Annotated in this window: 19 protein-coding genes; 11 read left to right on the forward strand and 8 right to left on the reverse strand. The window is 67.6% G+C overall.

Features of this window, described 5'->3' with window-relative positions:
• Window positions 1-170: 170 nt before the first annotated feature.
• The 5 genes from guaA to V5F66_RS20540 form a co-directional block, all read right to left on the reverse strand.
• Window positions 171-1,745 carry a glutamine-hydrolyzing GMP synthase gene (gene guaA / locus V5F66_RS20520; protein WP_394052610.1) on the reverse strand — a complete coding sequence of 525 codons (1,575 nt, stop codon included), beginning with the start codon at window positions 1,743-1,745 and terminating at the stop codon, window positions 171-173.
• Window positions 1,746-1,858: 113 nt separating this feature from the next.
• Window positions 1,859-2,083, reverse strand: coding sequence for a hypothetical protein (locus tag V5F66_RS20525; protein WP_394094626.1), 225 nt, complete (start codon window positions 2,081-2,083; stop codon window positions 1,859-1,861).
• Between the two features lie 603 nt (window positions 2,084-2,686).
• Window positions 2,687-3,988 (reverse strand): RsmB/NOP family class I SAM-dependent RNA methyltransferase, encoded by a 1,302-nt coding sequence (locus V5F66_RS20530; protein WP_011996105.1) that lies wholly within the window; start codon window positions 3,986-3,988, stop codon window positions 2,687-2,689.
• Window positions 3,989-3,998: 10 nt separating this feature from the next.
• Window positions 3,999-4,661 (reverse strand): 5'-methylthioadenosine/S-adenosylhomocysteine nucleosidase, encoded by a 663-nt coding sequence (locus V5F66_RS20535; protein WP_394052606.1) that lies wholly within the window; start codon window positions 4,659-4,661, stop codon window positions 3,999-4,001.
• Between the two features lie 79 nt (window positions 4,662-4,740).
• Window positions 4,741-5,097, reverse strand: coding sequence for a hypothetical protein (locus tag V5F66_RS20540; RefSeq protein WP_394094627.1), 357 nt, complete (start codon window positions 5,095-5,097; stop codon window positions 4,741-4,743).
• Window positions 5,098-5,239: 142 nt separating this feature from the next.
• Here V5F66_RS20540 and V5F66_RS20545 point away from each other — a divergent pair, with 142 nt between their 5' ends.
• Window positions 5,240-5,728: a low affinity iron permease family protein gene (locus V5F66_RS20545; protein ID WP_011996108.1), complete on the forward strand. Its 489-nt coding sequence runs from the start codon at window positions 5,240-5,242 to the stop codon at window positions 5,726-5,728.
• A 13-nt stretch (window positions 5,729-5,741) separates the two neighbouring features.
• Here V5F66_RS20545 and V5F66_RS20550 read toward each other — a convergent pair whose 3' ends face one another.
• Together V5F66_RS20550 and V5F66_RS20555 are read right to left on the reverse strand one after the other, a co-directional pair.
• Window positions 5,742-7,466, reverse strand: a complete 1,725-nt coding sequence (locus tag V5F66_RS20550; RefSeq protein WP_011996109.1) for an O-linked N-acetylglucosamine transferase, SPINDLY family protein — start codon at window positions 7,464-7,466, stop codon at window positions 5,742-5,744.
• Between the two features lie 142 nt (window positions 7,467-7,608).
• The gene (locus V5F66_RS20555) at window positions 7,609-9,318 is read right to left on the reverse strand and encodes an O-linked N-acetylglucosamine transferase, SPINDLY family protein (protein WP_394094628.1); all 1,710 of its coding nucleotides are present in this window, start codon (window positions 9,316-9,318) and stop codon (window positions 7,609-7,611) included.
• A gap of 148 nt (window positions 9,319-9,466) precedes the next feature.
• Here V5F66_RS20555 and V5F66_RS20560 point away from each other — a divergent pair, with 148 nt between their 5' ends.
• Window positions 9,467-9,997, forward strand: coding sequence for a gamma carbonic anhydrase family protein (locus V5F66_RS20560; RefSeq protein ID WP_394094629.1), 531 nt, complete (start codon window positions 9,467-9,469; stop codon window positions 9,995-9,997).
• 97 nt (window positions 9,998-10,094) lie between these two features.
• On the opposite strand, the gene V5F66_RS20565 is transcribed toward V5F66_RS20560, so the two are convergent.
• Window positions 10,095-10,763, reverse strand: coding sequence for a transglutaminase-like cysteine peptidase (locus V5F66_RS20565; protein WP_011996112.1), 669 nt, complete (start codon window positions 10,761-10,763; stop codon window positions 10,095-10,097).
• A 438-nt stretch (window positions 10,764-11,201) separates the two neighbouring features.
• On the opposite strand from V5F66_RS20565, the gene V5F66_RS20570 reads away from it, so the two are divergent.
• The 9 genes from V5F66_RS20570 (at window position 11,202) to ccoG (ending at window position 20,574) form a co-directional block, all read left to right on the forward strand.
• A complete protein-coding gene (locus V5F66_RS20570) occupies window positions 11,202-11,801 on the forward strand; it encodes a TetR/AcrR family transcriptional regulator (RefSeq protein ID WP_157048025.1) in 600 nt (199 codons plus the stop codon).
• A complete protein-coding gene (locus V5F66_RS20575; RefSeq protein ID WP_394094630.1) occupies window positions 11,798-12,772 on the forward strand; it encodes an HlyD family secretion protein in 975 nt (324 codons plus the stop codon). The genes V5F66_RS20570 and V5F66_RS20575 overlap by 4 nt, the downstream gene beginning before the upstream one ends.
• Window positions 12,769-13,764 (forward strand): ABC transporter ATP-binding protein, encoded by a 996-nt coding sequence (locus V5F66_RS20580; protein ID WP_394094631.1) that lies wholly within the window; start codon window positions 12,769-12,771, stop codon window positions 13,762-13,764. The genes V5F66_RS20575 and V5F66_RS20580 overlap by 4 nt, the downstream gene beginning before the upstream one ends.
• Window positions 13,761-14,897 carry an ABC transporter permease gene (locus tag V5F66_RS20585; protein WP_394094632.1) on the forward strand — a complete coding sequence of 379 codons (1,137 nt, stop codon included), beginning with the start codon at window positions 13,761-13,763 and terminating at the stop codon, window positions 14,895-14,897. Before V5F66_RS20580 ends, V5F66_RS20585 begins: the two co-directional genes overlap by 4 nt.
• Before the next feature lie 355 nt (window positions 14,898-15,252).
• Window positions 15,253-16,878 carry a cytochrome-c oxidase, cbb3-type subunit I gene (gene ccoN / locus V5F66_RS20590; protein WP_041575075.1) on the forward strand — a complete coding sequence of 542 codons (1,626 nt, stop codon included), beginning with the start codon at window positions 15,253-15,255 and terminating at the stop codon, window positions 16,876-16,878.
• Window positions 16,879-16,888: 10 nt separating this feature from the next.
• Window positions 16,889-17,635 (forward strand): cytochrome-c oxidase, cbb3-type subunit II, encoded by a 747-nt coding sequence (gene ccoO / locus V5F66_RS20595; protein ID WP_393999630.1) that lies wholly within the window; start codon window positions 16,889-16,891, stop codon window positions 17,633-17,635.
• A 4-nt stretch (window positions 17,636-17,639) separates the two neighbouring features.
• Window positions 17,640-17,801 (forward strand): cbb3-type cytochrome c oxidase subunit 3, encoded by a 162-nt coding sequence (locus tag V5F66_RS20600; RefSeq protein ID WP_011996119.1) that lies wholly within the window; start codon window positions 17,640-17,642, stop codon window positions 17,799-17,801.
• A 4-nt stretch (window positions 17,802-17,805) separates the two neighbouring features.
• Complete coding sequence (gene ccoP / locus V5F66_RS20605) at window positions 17,806-18,690, forward strand: cytochrome-c oxidase, cbb3-type subunit III (protein ID WP_011996120.1); 885 nt, start codon at window positions 17,806-17,808, stop codon at window positions 18,688-18,690.
• Between the two features lie 426 nt (window positions 18,691-19,116).
• On the forward strand, window positions 19,117-20,574 hold the full coding sequence (gene ccoG, locus V5F66_RS20610) for a cytochrome c oxidase accessory protein CcoG (RefSeq protein WP_157048027.1): 1,458 nt from the start codon (window positions 19,117-19,119) through the stop codon (window positions 20,572-20,574).
• Window positions 20,575-20,586 lie beyond the last annotated feature (12 nt).

Raw genomic sequence — 20,586 nt, forward strand, 5'->3', positions numbered from 1 at the left:
GTATGGCAAAAATCCGGCGGACGGCGAAAAACGCATACCGTCGCGCACACCGTCAGAACCCATCGCTTGAAGGCGATAGGCTCCGATAGTGAGTGATTGACTTTTTGTTTGATTTCAGCTAGTTATGAGAATGTGGCGATAGTTCGCGAAACGCTGCGAACCACATCATTTCACTCCCACTCGATTGTTCCCGGGGGCTTGCTGGTGACGTCGTAGACCACGCGGTTGATGCCCTTTACCTCGTTGATGATGCGTGTAGCGGTGCGGCCGAGGAAGCCCATGTCGAAGGGGTAGAAGTCGGCGGTCATGCCGTCCACGGAGGTCACCGCGCGCAGGGCGAGGACGTGGTCGTAGGTGCGGCCGTCGCCCATCACGCCCACGGTGCGCACCGGGAGCAGCACGGCAAAGGCCTGCCAGATCACGTCGTAGAGGCCGGCATAGCGGATCTCTTCCAGATAGATGGCGTCGGCCTTGCGCAGGATGTCCAGCTTCTCGCGGGTGATGGCGCCCGGGCAGCGGATGGCGAGGCCGGGGCCGGGGAAGGGGTGGCGGCCCACGAAGCTCTCGGGCAGGCCGAGCTCGCGGCCGAGCGCGCGCACCTCGTCCTTGAACAGGTCGCGCAGGGGCTCCACCAGCTTCATGTTCATGCGCTCGGGCAGGCCGCCCACATTGTGGTGGCTCTTGATGGTCACCGAGGGGCCGCCGGCGAACGAGACGCTCTCGATCACGTCGGGATAGAGCGTGCCCTGGGCGAGGAAATCGGCGCCGCCCACCTTCCTGGCCTCGGCATCGAACACGTCGATGAACAGCCGGCCGATGGTCTTGCGCTTGGCCTCGGGATCCTCGACGCCCTCCAGCTCCTTCAGGAACAGCTCGGAGGCGTCCACATGCACCAGCGGGATGTTGTAGTGGCCGCGGAACAGCGAAACCACCTCGTCGGCCTCGGCCTGGCGCATCAGGCCGTGGTCCACGAACACACAGGTGAGCTGGTCGCCGATGGCCTCGTGGATGAGCACAGCCGCAACGGACGAATCCACGCCGCCGGACAGGCCGCAGATGACGCGCCCCGTGCCCACCTGCTCGCGGATGCGGGCGATGGCGCGCTCGCGGAAGGCGCCCATGGTCCAGGCGCCCTCGAGCTTCGCCACCTTGCGCACGAAATTGGAGAGCAGCCGTGCGCCGTCCGGGGTGTGCACTACCTCGGGGTGGAACTGCACGCCGTAATAGTTGCGCGACAGGTCGGCGATGGCGGCGAAGGGGGCGTTGTCGGAGGTGGCCACCACCTCGAAGCCCTCGGGCAGGGCGGTGACGCGGTCGCCGTGGCTCATCCACACCGTGTGGCGCTCGCCCGCGCGCCAGACGCCCTCGAACAGGGGCACCACCTTCTGCACGGTCAGCTCGGCGCGGCCGAACTCGCGATGGTGGCCCGCCTCCACCGCGCCGCCCAGCTGGGCCGCCATGCACTGCTCGCCATAGCAGATGCCGAGCACCGGCACGCCGGCGGCGAAGGCTTCGTCGGGCGCCTTGGGGCTCTGGCCCTCGATGACGGAGGCGGGGCCTCCGGAGAGGATGATGGCCTTGGGCTTCAGCCGCTGGATGGCTTCCGCGCCCTTCTGGAACGGCACCACCTCGGAATAAACCCCTTCCTCGCGCACCCGCCGGGCGATGAGCTGGGTCACCTGGCTGCCGAAATCGATGATGAGGACGGTTTCCTGGGCGGCAGTATCCAGAGCGGGGGAGGACATGAAGGGGCACCTTGCGCGCGAAGGAGGAAATGTTGCGCCCTCCTTTAGCGGCAAAGCGGCCATTTAAAAAGTCAAGGCCGGCGCAGGCCGGCCTTGCGCCGGGTGAGGCCCGCTTAGAGGGCGGTCCAGTACGGCTCGCACCCGGCCGGCGGCTTCGCGGCTGTGGCTCCGTGGCGGCGCTTCAGCTCGGCGCAGCCGAAAGCGCGGGCATCGGCGGGGAGCTTGGAATTGATGGCGGTGCCGATCTCGTCATAGGGCTCGCCGGAGACATAGACGTAGAAGGCCCAATAGCCGCCGACGAGGACGACCACGATGAGCAGCAGGCGGATGAGACCCATGGCGTGACGCCTTCTCCTTCACCCGTGCGCATCACGGGCATGGCGGGAACGCCGGAGCTACGGTGAAGGTTCACGCCGGGGCGCTGTGCGGGGGCGGAGGGCCAGAGGGTGGAGAGGGGGGAGCACAGGGCGAGCATGAGGAAGAGCGGGATGGCGGAGATGAGGCCGCAAAAGACTGCGCCCGCGCAAATACCCTCATCGAAATCGATTTTCCGGAACTCTTCCGGCGTCGCGTAAGTGATGTCCTCCCCGAGGTTGTAAGGCGGACCCTTTTCATATTTGGCTTTTTGTTCTGTCAGGAACTTGCGTTCCGTCATGAATATCGCGCGCCAGCACCAGAAGGTTGTTACTGGAAGGCTCCAGATCAACGCGAATTCCCAGATCCTTGTGCCGGTCTTTTGATCGAAGACCCAGCCGGGACAATAGGTTCGCGAGGAGTCGATCCAAGCCAAGATGCCGATGGTCGTCGCCAAAACAAGGAGACACCCCACCGCCGCGAGCCGCGTTACCTTCAACTGGAATTTCGGCGTCAGCTTGGGAAACGGGTTCCAGTCTTCGCTGTAGCTCGGCATGGCGCGCCTCCGCCGGACATCTGAACCCGCCTCACCCCGCCCGCTTCATCACGCTGACGAAGAAGCCGTCCGTCCCCGTCCGGCGGGGGGTCATCAGGATGCCCTCGCGGCTGGTGAGGGCTGCGTCCGCAAGGGCCTGCCCGTGCGCGCCGAGGGACAGAACAGTCTCGTTGGGCGGCACCACGTGGAAATCCTCCCGCTTGGAGAGCAGCGCGCGCACCTGCGCTCCGTTCTCCTCGTCCAGCAGCGAGCAGGTGACATAGGCGAGCCGCCCGCCGGGGCGCACATAATGGGCGGCCTCCTCCAGGATCTTGGCCTGCTCGGCGGTGCGCTGGGCGAGTGCGCCAGGGCGCACCCGCCATTTGGCGTCGGGGTTGCGGCGCCAGGTACCGGTGCCGGTGCAGGGGGCGTCCACCAGAACGAGATCCATGCGGCCTTCGAGGTCATGCAGCACGTCCTCGGCGCCGCGAGGGCTCCTCACCTGCACGTTGCGCACGCCGGCGCGGGCGAGGCGCTCGTGCATGGGTTTCAGGCGGCGGATGTCGCTGTCGTGGGCGTAAAGCTGGCCCTTGTTGTCCATGAGGGCGGCAAATTCCAGCGTCTTGCCGCCAGCACCCGCGCACAGGTCCAGCACCTGGGATCCGGGCACCGGGCGGGCGAGGATGGCGGCGATCTGCGAGCCCTCGTCCTGCACCTCCACCTCGCCCCGCAGGAAGGCGGGCTCGGCGGAGACCGGCGGGGCCTTGCCCTCGGAATCCAGCAGGATGCGCAGGGCGAGGGGCGAGAAGCGGCCGGGTGCCGGGTTGAGATGGGACAGCTCGGCGCGCACCGCCTCCGGCTCGCCCTTCAGGGTGTTGACGCGCAGGTCGAGGGGGGCGCGGGTGGCGAGCGCAGCGCCTTCCGCCACCACGTCCTCGCCGAACACGTGGCGCAGGGAGGCGTGGAGCCACTGGGGATAGTCGCCGCGGACGAAGGGCGGCGCGCCCTTGATGCTCGGGTCGGCGAGGCGGGCGCGCTCGTCCTCGGTCAGGGGCGCCGGCGCGAAGCGGGAGCCGTCCGCCAGTGCCGCGATGGCCTCGCCATCCAGTCCCCGCATGAGCACCAGCATGCCCAGCACCAGCGCGCGCGGCTCCTCGGAGCCCATGACATGGGCGGCGGAGGCGCGCCGGCGCAGGGTATCGTAGACGATGCCGGCGATGGCGGCGCGGTCTCCGGAGCCGGCGAAGCGGTGGGAGAGGCCCCAGTCCTTCAGGGCATCGGCGGCGGGCCGGCGGCGGGTGGTGAGGTCGGTGAGGACCTCGATGGCGGCGGAGATACGGGCGGCGGGGATCATGGTCTATCCGTCAGGGGCGCGCGGGGGCGGGCTGAAGACCTTCCGCCTCCAGCTGCCGGGCGAAGAGGTCGAGGGCTGCGCCCAGCTTCTCGTCGATCACGTGGAGATATTCGGTCCAGTCGCCATAGCCGGTCAGCTCGGCCTTGCCGTCGCTGATGCCGCGCAGGCCGATCATGGGCAGGCCGTGGCGCCGGGCGGCGCGCAGCACGGCGAAGCTCTCCATGTCCACCATGTCCTCAGCGATGGCATCATAGGCGGCGCCCGACACGATGTTGGCGCCGGTGGACAGGGAGGCTTCCGGCACGCCCTTGATGCGGTGGGCCAGCTCGATCACCGCTGGCTCGTCGAGGAAGGGGGTGCGCCCCTTCTCGAAGCCCAAGGCGGAGGCATCCATGTCGCGATAGGCGACCCTCGCCACCTGGTAGACTTCCGCATGGTCAAGGCGGCGCGAGCCGGCCGAGCCGAGGGTGAAGACCACGTCCGGCAGAAGGTTCTGGTGGGCGAGGAGGGCGAGGGCCCGTGCCGTCTCCACCGCCGCCTCCACCGGCCCAACCCCGGTGATGAGGGGATCGATGCGGGACTTCAGATGGGGGCCGTATTCCTGGCTGGTGGCCATCACGAACAAAATGGAATGGCCGCCGATGGAAGACAGGTGGCGGGCGGGGTCGGTCATCAAGATCACCTGAGACGCAAGGCGGGAGCGCAAAGTTCAACTCCTCGACCGCCCCGCTTCGCCTGTCAACCAGTCGCCTTCAGATGTTGAGCAGGATGGCGAAGGCGAACAGCACCCACATCAGCGCCAGCACCGCAAGGCTCGCCAGGTCGAAGCTGCCCCCGAAATTGATGTGCCCGCGTGCCTCCGCGGACAGCAGGTGCGGGAAGGCGGAGATCAGGCGCAGCAGCACGAACACCCAGGCCAGCACCACGAAGATGATGTCTGCCTTGCGGGTGTAAAGGGCGAGGATGGTCAGCGTGTAGAACAGCACCGCCGCTAGCCCGGCGCGCAGGCCGTCGGCCGTCACCTCGGTGGATTTGACGGCGCGCAGCAGCACCGCGAGCACCAGGGCCACATGCACGAACAAAGGAAGAAGGATCATCTGGACCGACATGGGGGCCTCCGTCGCGGGACGCGCAAGCCCCAGCCTCACCCGCTCAAGCCGCGCCGGCTCGAACGTCGCCAGCTCAAGCGTCGCCAAAGGGGGGAACCGCAGCCGCGGCCGTTCGTTCCCTCCGAGGTCAGGAGGAGACGACATGGCTGCACAGGGATCGATCGAGGAGCTGCGGCGTACCGTGGAGCAAGGCCGTGCCCCGCGCCCGCTGTTCACCCGCTTCTCCCAGATGGCGGCCCGCTACACCGGCAAGCCCGCGACTTTCATCGGCGCCATGGCCATCATCGTGGTGTGGGGGATGACGGGCCCGCTGTTCGGCTTCAACGACACCTGGCAGCTGGTCATCAACACCTCCACCTCCATCGTCACCTTCCTCATGGTGTTCCTGATCCAGAACAGCCAGAACCGGGACACGGCGGCGCTCCAGATCAAGCTGGACGAACTCATCGCGCGCCTCGACGGGCCGCGCGAGGTGCTGCTGGATCTGGAGGACCTGGACGAGGACACGCTGGAGCGCCTGCGCCTGGAATACGCCCTCCTGGCCGACAAGGCACGGGAGAGCCAGGATTCCGGCGCCAGGCGGGAGGCTGCCTGCCCCGAGCCGGCGGACCCGGCAGGCGCCAAGGCGTGAGCGCGCGGCGCGTTCAGCCGCGGGGCAGGGGATCGACCGCGAAGGCCTCGGGCGGCAGGCCGGCGCGGGCGCGTGCCACCATGGTCTCGAACGCCCGCTCCATGTGGCGGGCGTGGCGGTCGATGTCGAACAGGGGCGAGGTGGGGCGGGCAGCCGCAAGGCGCGCGCGGGCCTGCGCCAGCGCCGCCGGATCGTTGGCGATGGCCACGGCCTTGGCGACGAAGCCCTCCACGTCGGTGGTGATGAAGTCGGCCAGGTCCATCTGGGTCATAATGCTGGCGGCGACCCGCGACGCGAACGAGCGGCCGGTGCGCGTCACCATGGGCAGGCCCATGCGCAGCATGTCGCTGGCCGTGGTGTGGGCGGTGTAGGGGAAGGTGTCGAGGAAGAGGTCCGCTAGCGGGAGCCGGGCGAAATGATCTTTCAGCGGCACCATGGGCGCGAACACAAGGCGGGCGGGGTCGAGGCCCCGTGCTTCCGCCTCCCGGCGCAGGTTGTCGGCGCTGTTCTCCCGGCTCTCCAGCACCCATAGCACCGAGCCGGGCACCGCCTTGAGAATGCGCGTGTAGGCGGAAAAGACCTCCGGATCGAGCTTCCAGGCTGAATTGAAGGCGCAGAACACGAAGGCGTCGTCCGGCAGGCCGCAATCGGCCCGGGTCGGGCGCTCGCCCACCGGCAGGTCCGGGTCATTGGGCTGGTAGCAGTCCGGCAGGTGGACGATCTTCTCAGTGTAGAAGGCGGCGTCGGCGAACGGCAGGACCACCGGGTCGGCGATCACATAGTCCATGAAGGGCGCGCCGCTGGTGCCCGGATAGCCGAGATAACTCACCTGCACCGGCGCCGGGCGTTCCGCGAACGCGGCCAGCCGCTCGCCGCTGGTGTGGCCCATGAGATCCACGAACACGTCGATCCCGAGGGCAGCCACCTCCTCGGCGATGGCCGCCGGGGTCGCCTTCTCCCTGTCGAGAAAGTGGTCGACCGCGTCGATGATTCTCTGGCGATGCTCGGACGCGTCGTTGTAGCTCACCGATATGGCGGTCACCTCGAAGCGGCTGCGGTCATGCCGCGCCAGCAGCTTGGAGATCAGGAAGGTGGTGGCATGGGTGCGGAAGTCCGCGGACAGATAGGCGACGCGGATCGGTCCCGAGGCGGTGCGCCGGGCCGAATGGTCGAACGTGCGCGGGCGGGCCGGGGTCTGTTCCTCGGCCACCTTGCGCCGGGCCGAGGCCAGATGCAGCGCCGGATCGTCCACATAGAGGGCGGCGAAGGGCAGGGCCGGAACATTCGGCTCGGAAACGCCCCGCTTCAGGTTCTCGAACAGTCGGTCGTGGCCGCGCCAGTCCCAGATCGCCCGCCGGTGCGGCAGCAATAGATTGGCGGACAGCGGCAGGCTGGGGTCGAGGTCGAACGCCCGCTCGATAGCGGCGAGCGACTCGTCCGATTTATTCAGAGCCCCGTAGGCGAGGGAAAGGTTGTGCCAGGCCTTGGCGTCGTCAGGCCGGCGCGCCAGCACCTTCTTGTAAAGCTCGATGGCCTCGATTTCCCGACTTTGCCGGGCGCGGACGATGCCGAGCAGGTGCATCACGTCCGCCTGATCCGGCGCCGCCCGCAGGATCTTGCGATAGTGCCGGGCCGCTTCCTCATACTGGCCGCGCAACTGGTGCTGGTAGCCATCGTAGAGCAGCTTCTGGAGCGCGGGCGTGAGGGGCGGTGGGCCGGGCGGGGGAGAAGGAGGCATGGCGTCGCGTGGTCGTTCCCTGAAAGCCGTCTCTGGAGCCGGATCGGACCAGCCCGTGCCGCAAGAGGATCGGCGGGTGCTCTAGCATGGGCGGGATCGAGGCGATAGCCGAGGGCGCCGCACGGTTCCGGGCCTCGGGAACTCAGGCGCCGGGGCCCTCGGCGGCGGAGGGCGCGATGATGATATGGTCCGGCGCAGCGCCGGCCATGGCCCGCTCCATCATGGCGAGATAGGCCGCTTCGATCTGAGCGCGGTAGCGCTGGATGTCAAACAGGCGCGCCCGCGCCGCGCTGTCCTGGAGCCTTGCCCGGAGGGCGGCGAGCCGGGCCGGGTCGCGGGCCAGCGACAGGGCCAGCGCCTCGTAGGCGGCAGGCGTGTCGGTGACGAGGTCTCCCACTCCGGACAATTGCAGCAGGCGGCCGGCGACCTTCGAGGCGAAGGAGCGGCCGGTCCGCGTCACCAGCGGCAGCCCGACCCGGAGCGCGTCCGAGGCCGTGGTGTGGGCGGTGTAGGGAAAGGTGTCGAGGAACAGGTCCGCCAGCGCCATGCGGGCCAAATGCTCCGGCAGGGGGCGGTGCGGTGCGAAGACGAGTCGCTCAGGCGCGACGCCTGCGGCCTCGGCTTCGCGCCTGAGATTGGCGCGGGCGTCGTCGCCGGCCAGCAGCCACAGCACGCTGCCCGACACCTCCATCAGCAGGCGCAGCCAGAGGGCGAAGGTGGCGGGATCGAGCTTGCGCGTATTGTTGAAGGCGCAGAACACGAAGCCGGTGTCCGGCAGGCCGCATTCCGCCCGGCCGGGGCGCGCGGCGAGGGCGAGGGTGGGGTCATTGGGCTGGTAGGTATCGGGAAGCTGGACCACCTTCTCGCTGAAGAATCGGGCATCTTCCAGCGGCAGCACGAACGGGTCGGCGATCACATAATCCATGAAATCGGCGCCGCTGGTGCCGGGATAGCCCAGATAGCTCACCTGAACCGGCGCGGCGCGGGCGGCCAAGATCTCGACGCGGTTGCCGTTGGTGTGGCCCATCACATCCACCAGGATGTCGATGCCGAGGCTGCGGGCGCGTGCGGCGGTTTCAAGCGGCTGCTCCCGCTCGCAGTCGATGAAGCGGTCGACGCTTGCCTCCACCCGTTTGCGGGCCGGGGAGGCGTCGTCCGGGCCGATGGAGAAGGCGGTGATCTCGAACTTCGAGCGGTCGTGAACCTCCAGCAGCCGGACCAGCAGATGGGTGGTCGGGTGGTTGCGAAAATCGGCCGACAGGTAGCCGATGCGCACCCGTCCGTCGGTTGGCGCGCGGGCGGGGAGCGGCGTCGGAACGATGCCGGCGCAGCGGCGGCGCACGGTGCGCCGCGCGGCGGCAAGCTGCAGCGCCGGGTCGTCGAGCCACAGGGTGAAGAAGGGCGGGATCTCCGGCCTCGCCGGGTCCCCGGCGCGGGCGATGGCCGCCAGAAGCTGAGCGTCGTCCCGCCAGTCGCAGACCGAGCGGCGGGCCGAAAACAGCATGCCCACCCCCTCGGGGAGGGAGGCGTCCAGCGCCAGGGCGCGGGCGAAGGCCTCCGCACCCTCGCGGTTGCGTTCCACGGCGGTGCAGGCGAGGCCGAAATTATACCAGAGCTTGGCGTCCTGCGGCTTCAGCGCGGCGGCGGCGCGGTAGAGCGCGATGGCCTCGTCGGTGCGATGCTGGCGCGCGCGCACCATGGCCAGAAGGTGCATGACGTCGGGATGGTCCGGCACCTTCTTCAGGATCTTGCGATACTGGCGGGCCGCGTCATCCAGAAGGCCGCGCATTTGGGCCTGATAGCCGTCGTGCAGCAGGCGGGTCTGGTCGGGGGAAAGCGGGGGGATCGACACGAAGGGGCTTCGGAAGGTTCTGACCGCACGCGCGAATTGCGCCGGCGAGTTACGCCAGCTTGGCGCCAGCGGGATGCGATTGGACGCTAGCACGGCGGCTTGGGCCGGTATAGTGACGCAACCGGACCCTGTACGACCGGAGACCGCCATGCCCATCTATGCCCTCGACGGTGTCGCGCCCACCCTGCCCGCCTTGGGACATTACTGGATCGCGCCGGACGCGGTGCTCATCGGCAATGTGACCCTGAAGGAAGGCGCCAGCATCTGGTTCGGCAGCGTGCTGCGCGGCGACAACGAGCCCATCGTGGTGGGGGAGGGGTCAAACATCCAGGAAAACTGCGTGCTCCACACCGATCCCGGCTTTCCGCTCACCCTCGGCACCAACGTGACCGTGGGCCACATGGCGACCCTGCACGGCTGCATCGTGGGCGACGGCAGCCTCATCGGCATGGGCTCCACGGTGCTGAACGGGGCGAATATCGCCAGCAAATGCCTCGTCGGCTCCAAGGCGCTGGTGACGGAAGGCAAGGTGTTCGAGCCCTTTTCGCTCATCGTCGGGGCGCCCGCCAAGGTGGCGAGGCAGATCGACGAGGCGACGGCGGCGCGCCTCGTCGGCACCGCAGAGCATTACCAGCGCAACTGGCAGCGCTATGCCAAGGGCCTGAAGCGCATCGACTGACCGGGCCTGGGATAGAAAACGGGCCGGAACCGCGGCGTCGGTTCCGGCCCGTCTTGCCGCCGTGGCACGGCCGAAGCCGCGTGCCGGCGGAAGCTGATCAGCGCCCGGTGCCCACCACGGGGGGAACGCGGGTCTCGCCCAGGGACACCCAGGTGGAGGGATCGGTCTGGGACTGGCGCTTGACGTAGCGGTACCCGGTGTCCTTCCAGGCGTGGATTTCGGTTTCCTGGTTGTCGAGGATCAGGTCGCCCTTGTCGGTCATGACGGTCAGCACCGCATGGCCGTCGCCCTCGCGGTCGCGCACCACGGTGATGAGCAGGACCGACGAGGGCCAGCCGATATTGATGAGGCGCCGGCGCTTCTCCAGCACATAGTCCTCGCAGTCGCCGCGGCCGTCGTCGGGATAGGCCCAGCGCTCGGTCTCGCCGTAATGGTCGAGGTCGGTCTCGGGCTGGACCGTCTCGTTCACGGTGTGGTTGACGCGCTCCAGCTCGGCGCTGCGCTGGGTGTCGAGCTTCATAACCGTGACGCCGGCGCCGGCCGCTTCGCAATCCTGGGCATGCTCGGCGCAGAAGCGCACATAGCCGGTGGGGGCGGTGGTGACACGCCCGTCGGCGAGATGGCGGGGCGCGAAGGCGGAAGCGAGATTGGCGAAGCGCGTGTTCTGGGCCCGCTGCTCTTGAGCACTGGCGGCGCTCACCCCGGCGCACAGGAGCGCTGCGGCGAGGGCCAACAGGAGGCGGGGAGGCGAGATGCGCTTCGACATGGCGGGAAATCCGACCGGGTTAATGAAATGATAATGCCCGATGCGCGCCGCATTTGCGCCGTCAACCTTCTATTAACCTTAATGGGCTAGGTTTTTAGATACCTCTGATCGGTGCGGCCTTTTGTCGGTGCCGTCCGGGGAGGGGGGTGCGCCGGCACCGGCCTGATGCCGCTCAGGGGGCTCGGGCAGCCCCTTCGAAATCGCAAAGTTCCCTGTTTTCAACACGGTGAACGAAGACACCCCGTTCGGGCCGGGAAGCCGGGGGCTTGCTCGCGCTCGGGCGCTGGGGGTCTGCGGAGAACGTTGGAGCCCGCCCTTATTCATGTTAATGACTGACGGGTCAGTCAATGAAAGTTAACGATTGTGGCACGCCTGCCCGACCAGGATCCGCAACTGCAACCGCCGGCCCCCGGGACGCGCCGGCGACGGGCGGCCCCCATGGACAAGGCTGAGCGCCGCCGCGCCATCCTTGCGGCCGCGCTCACCGTTTTCGCGCGCCACGGCTTTGCCGGCGCCCGCCTCGATGACGTGGCCCGGCAGGCCGGAGTGGCCAAGGGCACGCTCTATCTCTACTTCGCCGACAAGGAAGCCCTGTTCCGTGGCCTGGTGGAGCAGAACTTCGCGCCCGTGCTGGCGGATGCGGATGCCGCCATCGCCGTGTTTCCGGGCTCCACCCGAGACCTCATCGACCTCGTCATCGCGATCCTGAGCCAGCGGGTCATCGGCACCCCGGCCGAGGCGCTGGTCCGGCTGATGATCGCCGAGGGGTCAAGGTTTCCCGAGCTGGCCGCCTTCTACCATCGGGAGGTGGTGTCGCGTGCCCTCGGCATCGTGCGTGCCATCGCCCAGCGCGGGCTGGACCGGGGCGAGATCACGTCCGATATCGCCGTACGCTTTCCCCAGCTGATGATTTCCCCTGCCGTCGTGGCCGTGGTGTGGAACGGCATGTTCGGCAGCTTCGACCCGCTCGACGTGAGGGCGTTCCTCTCGGCGCACCGGGACCTGCTGCTGCGCGGGCTCGGATGGAGAGACACGTGAGACCCCATCGATATTCTTTCCTGCTCCGTCCTGTCGCCGCCGTCCTCGCGACGCTCGGCCTCGCCGCATGCGCCCCTGAACCCGCAGACAGCTTCTCCGGCTATGTGGAGGGTGACATTGTCTTCATCGGCCCCACCGAGGCCGGCCGGGTGAGCGCGCTCGCGGTGGAGGAGGGCAGCGTGGTGAAGCCCGGCGACGTGGTCGCCCGGGTGGAGGACGACCTGCAGGTCGCCGATCGGGACGCGGCGGCCGCCCAGCTGAAGGAGGCCGAGGCCCGGCTCGCCGATGCGCGCGCGCCGCTGCAGCGGCCCGAGGAAATCGCCGTGCTCGATGCCGCCGAGCACCGCGCCGCCGCCGCCCTCGACCAGTCCCGCCTCGATCTCGACCGCCAGAAGGCGCTGGTGCCCAAGGGCGCATCCTCACAGGCCAACCTCGATGCGGCCCAGCACCAGTTCGACCAGAACCAGGCGGCCCTCGACGAGGCGCGCAAGCGCATCGCCGCCGCCGGCATCGCCGCCCGCACCCACGCCATCGATGCCGCCGAGCAGGCGGTGTCCGCCGCGCGCGCCACCCTTGCCGCCGCGCAGGTCCGGCTCGACCGGCGCACCCTGAAGGCGCCCACGGACGGTCCGGTGCAGACCGTCTACTACCGCGTCGGCGAGCTGGTGCCCGAGGGCCGGCCGGTGGTCTCCATTCTGCCGCCGGGCCTGGTGAAGGTGCGCTTCTTCGTGCCGGAACAGGTGCTGCCGAAGGTGGCGCTGGGCAGCCGCGTCACCGTCACCTGCGACGGCTGTCCGACCACCACGGCGAAGGTCTTCTTCATCTCCGCCCAGGCGGAATATACCCCGCCCGTCATCTACAGCCGGGAGGAGCGCTCCAAGCTCGTCTATCTGGTGGAGGCGCGGCCCGACGATCCCGCCAAGGCCCGGCCGGGCCAGCCGGTGAACGTCGCGCTGGGGGCGACGCCATGAATCCGGCCCAGGAGGCCGCACCGGCTGCGCCCGGCCGCGCCACCCCGGAGGTCGCCATCGAGGTGGAGAATCTCTGCAAGAGCTTCGGCGGCCGGCGGGTGGTGGACAATCTCTCCATGCGCGTCATGCGCGGGCAGATCTACGGCTTCCTCGGTCCCAACGGCTCGGGCAAGACCACAACCATCCGCATGCTCTGCGGACTGCTGACGCCGGATTCCGGACGCGGCACCTGCCTCGGCATGGATATCCTCACCCAGGCCCGGCGCATCCGCGAGCACGTGGGTTACATGACGCAGCGCTTCTCCCTCTACCAGGACCTGTCGGTGCGGGAGAACCTGGAGTTCGTGGCGCGGGTCTACGGCGTTCCCGAGCCGGAGAAGGCGGCAGGCGACGCGTTGAAGCGGCTCGGTTTGGAGGGGCGCGGCAAGCAGCTGGCCGGCGCGCTCTCCGGCGGCTGGAAGCAGCGTCTGGCGCTGGGCGCCTGCATCCTGCCCGGTCCCGACCTGCTGCTGCTGGACGAGCCCACCGCAGGCGTCGATCCCAAGGCGCGGCGCGAGTTCTGGGCGCAGATCCACGACCTTGCGGCCGAAGGGCTCACCGTGCTGGTCTCCACCCATTACATGGACGAGGCGGAGCGCTGCCACGAGATCGCCTACATCGCCTACGGCCAGCTGCTGGCCCAGGGCACGGTGCAGAGCGTGATCGCGGCGGCGGGCCTTGCCACCGTCACCATCGAGATCGCCGGGGCGGCGGGCCACGAGGCGGGGTTGCTCGTCACCCGCCTCGCCCGCGAGCTGTCCGTCCTCGACGGCGTGGAGATGGTGGCGCCCTTCGGCACCGCCCTGCACGTGTCCGGCCGCGACCCGGCGGCACTGGAAGCGGCGATCGCGCCCTACCGCACCGATGCGCGCCTCGTCATCCGCGCCGACGCCCCCACGCTGGAAGACGTGTTCATCGACCTCATGAGCCGCTCGAAGGACGACCTGCGATGAGTGCGCTCACCGCCACCGCCGGCTTCGCGAGGCGCGTCGGCGCCATGATCGTCAAGGAGTTCATCCAGCTGCGGCGCGACCGGGTGACGTTCGCCACCATGATCATGATCCCGCTGCTGCAGCTGATCCTGTTCGGCTACGCCATCAACACCACACCCCGACACCTGCCCACGGCGGTGTTCGCACACGAAAACACGGACGCGAGCCGCGCCATCCTCGCCGCCTTGCGCAACACCGCCTTCTTCGACTTCGTGAAGGAGGTCGGGAGCGCGGACGAGGCGGAGCACATGATCCGCGCCGGCGAGGTGCTGTTTTTCGTGGAGATCCCGGCCGGCTTCGAGCGGGCGCTCAGGCGCGGCGGCCAGCCGCAACTGCTGGTGGCGGCCGATGCCACCGATCCGGTAGGCTCGGCCAATGCGCTGGCGGCGCTGGCCGGGGTCGTCAGTTCGGCTCTGGTGCGCGAGCGGTTCGTTGATGCGGCGGGCGACATGCCGTTCGAGATCGTCCAGCACCGGCGCTACAATCCCGCCGGCACCAGCCAGTTGAACATCGTGCCCGGGCTGCTGGGTACCATCCTCACCATGACCATGCTGATCTATACCGCGCTGTCGGTGACCCGGGAGACCGAGCGCGGTACCATGGAGAGCCTCCTGTCCATGCCGATCCACCCGGTGGAGATCATGCTGGGCAAGATCATCCCCTATGTGCTGGTGGGCATCGTGCAGGCGATCCTGATTCTCGGCTCGGGCATGGTGCTGTTCGGGGTGCCGCTGGAAGGCAGCGCCATCTTCCTCGCGGCGGCGACGCTGCTCTTCATCACCGCGAACCTGTCCATTGGCTATACCTTCTCCACACTGGCGCAGAACCAGCTCCAGGCGGTGCAGATGTCCTTCATGTTCTTCCTGCCCTCGATTCTTCTGTCGGGCTTCATGTTCCCGTTTTCGGGCATGCCGGCATGGGCGCAATGGATCGGCGAGGGCCTGCCGCTCACCCATTACCTGCGCATGGTGCGGGGCATTCTGCTGAAGGGATCAGGGTTTGGCGACCTGAAGGTGGATGCGGCGGCGCTTGTGGCGCTGATGTTGCTGGCCATGGGCATTGCCGTGGCGAGATTTCGTCAAACCCTTGACTGAATGCCGCGCGGCACGTTGCCGCTAAGGTGAGCCGCGCCACGATTGGACGGCCTGTGGAAAAAATGCTGCACCCGCAGCGTTCAGACGGGCTTCGGTCAAGGTGTCGCGCCGTGGGGTAATGACAAACGCAACGTCACCTCCGTAAAACACCCGAGCCTAACCCTTGATGGTTGCGACCGGCCGTCGCAGCGCTCATCGACCGCGTCACTTCACGCAGCTTTGACCTGTATCAAGGAGAAAATGGGCTTGCGGCGCATGGTGCGGCGCGGCTCCGAAGGTGCAGTGTTCACGCCTCGGCGCGAGGGGTTCTGAAATGTCAACAATCCAAGATCCGATCCGGACGCCGGCGAAGGCCATGCGGTTCGGCGAAGCCGGACTGCTGGTGGTGTTCGCCGCCTTCGCCTTCTTCGCGATCATTGTAGCCGCCAAGGCCTACACGCCCGCCTACGCGTTCCATGCCTATGTGTTCGCCGCTGCCAGCATCGCGGCGGTGTTCGCCATCGGCAACCGCTACATGGCCCGGCCGGCCGGGCCCGTGCCGCAGGTCAATGCCGACGGCAAGCCGAACTACAATTTCGACGTGGTGAAATTCTGCACCATCGCCGCAGTCGTCTGGGGCATCGCGGGCTTCCTCGTGGGGGTGATCGCCGCGCTCCAGCTGGCGTTCCCGGTGGTCAATCTGGACCTGCCGTGGATCTCCTTCGGCCGCCTGCGCCCGCTGCACACCTCGGCGGTGATCTTCGCCTTCGGCGGCAACGTGCTGATCGGCACCTCCTTCTATGTGGTCCAGCGCACCTCCCATGCGCGCCTCGTGGGCGACCTCGCCCCCTGGTTCGTGGTGCTGGGCTACAATCTCTTCATCGTCATCGCCGGCACGGGCTATCTGCTCGGCATCACCCAGGGCAAGGAATACGCCGAGCCGGAATGGTATGCCGACCTGTTCCTGACGGTGGTCTGGGTCACCTATCTGCTGGTGTTCCTGGGTACGATCCTGAAGCGCAAGGAACCCCACATCTACGTGGCGAACTGGTTCTACCTTGCCTTCATCATCACCATCGCGGTGCTGCATCTCGGCAACAATGCCTCGGTGCCGGTGTCGGTGTTCTCGCCGAAGTCCTACATCCTCTGGTCTGGCGTCCAGGACGCCATGTTCCAGTGGTGGTACGGCCATAACGCGGTGGGCTTCTTCCTGACCGCCGGCTTCCTCGCGCTGATGTACTACTTCATCCCGAAGCGGGCGGAGCGGCCGGTCTATTCCTACCGGCTGTCCATCGTCCACTTCTGGGCGCTGATCTTCATCTACATCTGGGCCGGCCCGCATCACCTGCACTACACGGCGCTGCCGGACTGGGCGCAGACGCTGGGCATGACCTTCTCGATCATCCTGTGGATGCCCTCCTGGGGTGGCATGATCAACGGCCTGATGACCCTTTCGGGGGCCTGGGACAAGCTGCGCACCGATCCGATCATCCGCATGATGGTGGTGGCTGTGGCCTTCTACGGCATGTCCACCTTCGAAGGCCCGATGATGTCGGTGAAGGCGGTGAACTCGCTGAGCCACTACACCGAATGGACCATCGGCCACGTGCATTCCGGCGCGCTCGGCTGGGTGGCCTACATCTCCTTCGGCGCCATCTACTGCTTGGTGCCCTGGCTGTGGAACAAGCGCGAAATGTACTCGCTCAAGGCTGTGTCCTGGCACTTCTGGGTCTCGACCCTCGGCATCGTGCTCTACATCTCCTCCATGTGGGTGGCGGGCATCCTGCAGGGCCTGATGTGGCGCGCCTACACCCAGCTCGGCTTCCTCGAATACTCGTTCATCGAGAGCGTCGAGGCCATGCACCCGCTCTATGTCATCCGCGCCCTCGGCGGCATCCTGTTCCTGTCGGGTGCTCTGATCATGGCCTGGAACGTCTGGAAGACCATCACCATGCCCGAAGCGGCGGCCGAGCAGTCGCTCGCCCTTGCGCCTGCGGAATGAGGAGGCACTCATGGCAACGCAAGGCACCTCCATCTGGTCCAAGCACCAGATCTTCGAGAAGCACTCCTACTGGCTGATGCTCGGCATCCTGATCGTGATCTCGATCGGTGGCCTGGTGGAGATCGCGCCGCTCTTCTACCTGAAGAGCACCATCGAGAAGGTGGAGGGGATGCGCCCCTACACCCCCCTCGAGCTGGCGGGACGCAACATCTATCTGCGCGAGGGCTGCTACAACTGCCACTCGCAGATGATCCGTCCGCTGCGTGACGAGGTGGAGCGCTACGGCCACTATTCGCTGGCGGCCGAGAGCATGTACGACCATCCCTTCCAGTGGGGCTCCAAGCGCACCGGCCCTGACCTTGCCCGCGTCGGCGGCAAGTATTCGGACCTGTGGCAGCGCGAGCATCTCCACAACCCGCGCTCCGTGGTGCCGGCCTCCATCATGCCGGGCTATCCCTGGCTGGCGCAGACCAAGCTCGACACCAAGCACCTCGCCGATGACCTGAAGGACCTCAGGCTGCTCGGTGTCCCCTACACGGACGAGATGATCGCCAACGTGCAGGAAGACCTGAAGGCCCAGTCCACCACCGACGGCGACACCTCAGGTCTCGACAAGCGCTACCCCAAGGCCCAGTCCCGCGACTTCGACGGCAATCCCGGCGAGTTGACCGAGGCCGACGCGCTCATCGCCTACCTCCAGATGCTGGGCACGCTCGTGGACTTCAAGCTCTACGACAACCAAGCCAACGTGAGGTGAGCCCATGCACGAGACCTATCTCTGGCTTGCGTCCTTCGCTCAGACCTGGGGCCTCGTGCTCTTCGTCCTCGGTTTCATGCTGGTGATCGCCTACGTCTTCTGGCCCTCGAAAACGAGGACGAAGGCATTCGACGACGCCGCCAACATTCCGCTCAAAGAGGATTGATCCCGTGAGCACGACTCAAGATTCCCACCATGGCAAGGTGGATGCCGCAACCGGGGTCTCGACCACCGGTCACGAATGGGATGGCATCTCGGAGCTGAACAACCCGCTTCCGCGGTGGTGGCTGTGGGTGTGGTATGCCTGCATCGTCTGGGCCATCGGCTACTGGATCCTGTATCCCGCCTGGCCGCTGGTCAGCTCGGCGACGCCGGGCCTTCTGGGCTGGCATTCGCGTTCGGCCGTCCAGGTCCAGCTCACCGATCTCCAGGCGCTGCGTGCCGAGAGCGCGGCCAAGCTCGCCAACGCCTCGCTCGAGCAGATCGAGCAGACGCCGGCGCTTTTGACCCTCGCCCGGGCCCAGGGACGCGTCGCCTTCGCCGACAATTGCGCGCCGTGCCACGGCGCCGGCGGCGGCGGGGCCACCGGCTTCCCCAACCTCAATGACGACGACTGGCTGTGGGGCGGTTCGCTGGAGCAGATCCAGCAGACCATCCAGTACGGCATCCGCTCCGGCGATGCCGAGGCGCGCACCGGCTCCATGCCCGCCTTCGGCCGCGACGGCATCCTGCAGAAGCCGGAAATCTCGGCGGTGGCGGACTATGTGCGCACCCTGTCCGGCATCGCCCAGCCCGGCGCGGATTTCGCCAAGGGCAAGGAAGTGTTCGCCGCCAATTGCGCCGCCTGCCATGGCGACGACGGCAAGGGCAACCAGGAACTGGGTGCCCCCAACCTGACGGATGGCATCTGGCTCTACGGCTCGGACAAGGCCACCATCGAGTACGGCATCGTCAATGGCCGCGGCAACGTGATGCCGGCATGGCACGCCCGCCTCGAGCCGACCACCGTCAAGGCGCTGACCGTCTACGTGCACTCCCTCGGCGGCGGTCGCTGACGGGAGAGCCCCGCGCGGCCCGGCTTGCCCCGCGCCGGCCGGGCGCGCAGACTGAATGAGAAGCGCGCCGGATCGAGGCAGTTGCCCGGTCCGGCGCGTGCCCTTTCCGGGGTGGAAGGTGAATTGGCCGATGCGGGTGGATCGACCCGGTCAGGTCGGGCCGTCGCCAGCCAGCCGGCAGGAGCGAAGAGGGGCCGACGCCGGCGTCGAGGGGAGCCGGCGCGGGGCGCAGGGGGAGCCAAAAGGTCGCGCGACCAATCGACGGCGCGACCTTTCGCCCGCAGGGCCGAACGAACATTCTAAGCTATGAATGTTATCGTGTCGGCATCGGGTGAATGTCCCGAAACCAGAGCCGACCCAACGAGGGTCCGCCCTCAATCCGTATCGCCGGCCCGAGGCGGCTGGCCAACCTTCGGCAAGCAACCCATGACCGCCCTGTCCACGAAATCCGAGCAGAAGGCCGCGCCCGTGGCCGACCCGGACGACATCCCGCTCTACGAGGCCCGGCGCCAGATCTATCCGCAGAGCGTTCACGGCCGCTTCCGCACCATCAAGTGGATCGTGCTCGCGGTCACGCTCGGCATCTATTATTTCCTGCCGTTCGTGCGCTGGGATCGCGGTCCCGATGCGCCGAACCAGGCGGTTCTGATCGACTTCCCCGCGCGGCGCTTCTACTTCTTCTTCCTCGAGATCTGGCCGCAGGAATTCTACTATGTCGCCGGCCTGCTCATCCTCGCGGCGCTCATCCTGTTCCTGATGAACGCGGTGGCCGGGCGCGTGTGGTGCGGATACCTGTGCCCGCAGACGGTCTGGACCGACCTGTTCATGGCGGTGGAGCGACTGGTCGAGGGCGACCGGCGCGAGCGCATGCGCTCGGACGCGGCGCCCTGGAGCATGGAAAAGTTCGCCCACAAGACGCTGAAGCACTCCATCTGGCTGCTCATTGCCTGGTGGACCGGCGGCGCCTGGGTGCTCTATTTCGCCGATGCGCCCACGCTGGTGGTGGAACTCGCCACCTTCCAGGCGCCGGCGGTGGCCTACATGTCCATCGGCATCCTCACCTTCACCACCTACGCGCTCGCCGGCCACATGCGCGAGCAGGTGTGCACCTACATGTGCCCGTGGCCGCGCATCCAGGCCGCGCTTACGGACGAATATGCCCTCAACGTCACCTATGCCTATGACCGTGGCGAACCCCGCGGCTCGCTGAAGAAGGCCGAGGCTGCCCGCGAGAAGGGCCTGCCGGCGGGCGACTGCGTCGACTGCGGCCAGTGCGTCGCCGTCTGCCCCACGGGCGTGGACATCCGCCATGGCATGCAGCTGCCCTGCATCCAGTGCGGCCTGTGCATCGATGCCTGTAACACGGTGATGGACAAGGTGGGCCGCCCGCGCGACCTGATCTCCTACGACAGCGAGGCGAACCTCGAGGCGCGGCTTGCCCACAAGCCGTTCACCCAGCGCATCATCCGTCCCCGCACCATTCTGTATGCGGTGCTGATCTGCCTGGCCGCCGGGCTGATGCTCACCTCCCTCATCGGCCGCTCGACCGAGGGCCTGGCCGCCATCCATGATCGCAACCCGTTGTACGTGCGGCTGTCGGACGGCTCCGTCCGCAACGCCTATACGGTGCGGCTGATCAACAAGAAGCTGGAGGAGCGCACCTTCATCCTCTCGGTAGAAGGCGTGCCTGGCGCGACCATGGAGGTGATCGGCGACAATGCCGACGGCCTCACCATCGGTCCCGATCAGACCCGTGAGATCCGCGTGCTGGTGACCACCCACGACAAGCTCGCGTCGCAGGCGTCCCTGCCCATCACCTTCCGCATCCGCGACAAGGCTTCGGGCTTGACGGCGGCGGTCAACGATCACTTCATCGGCCCGTGAGCAACGGACCGC

This window comes from Xanthobacter versatilis (assembly GCF_043193975.1).
GTDB lineage: Bacteria > Pseudomonadota > Alphaproteobacteria > Rhizobiales > Xanthobacteraceae > Xanthobacter > Xanthobacter autotrophicus_E.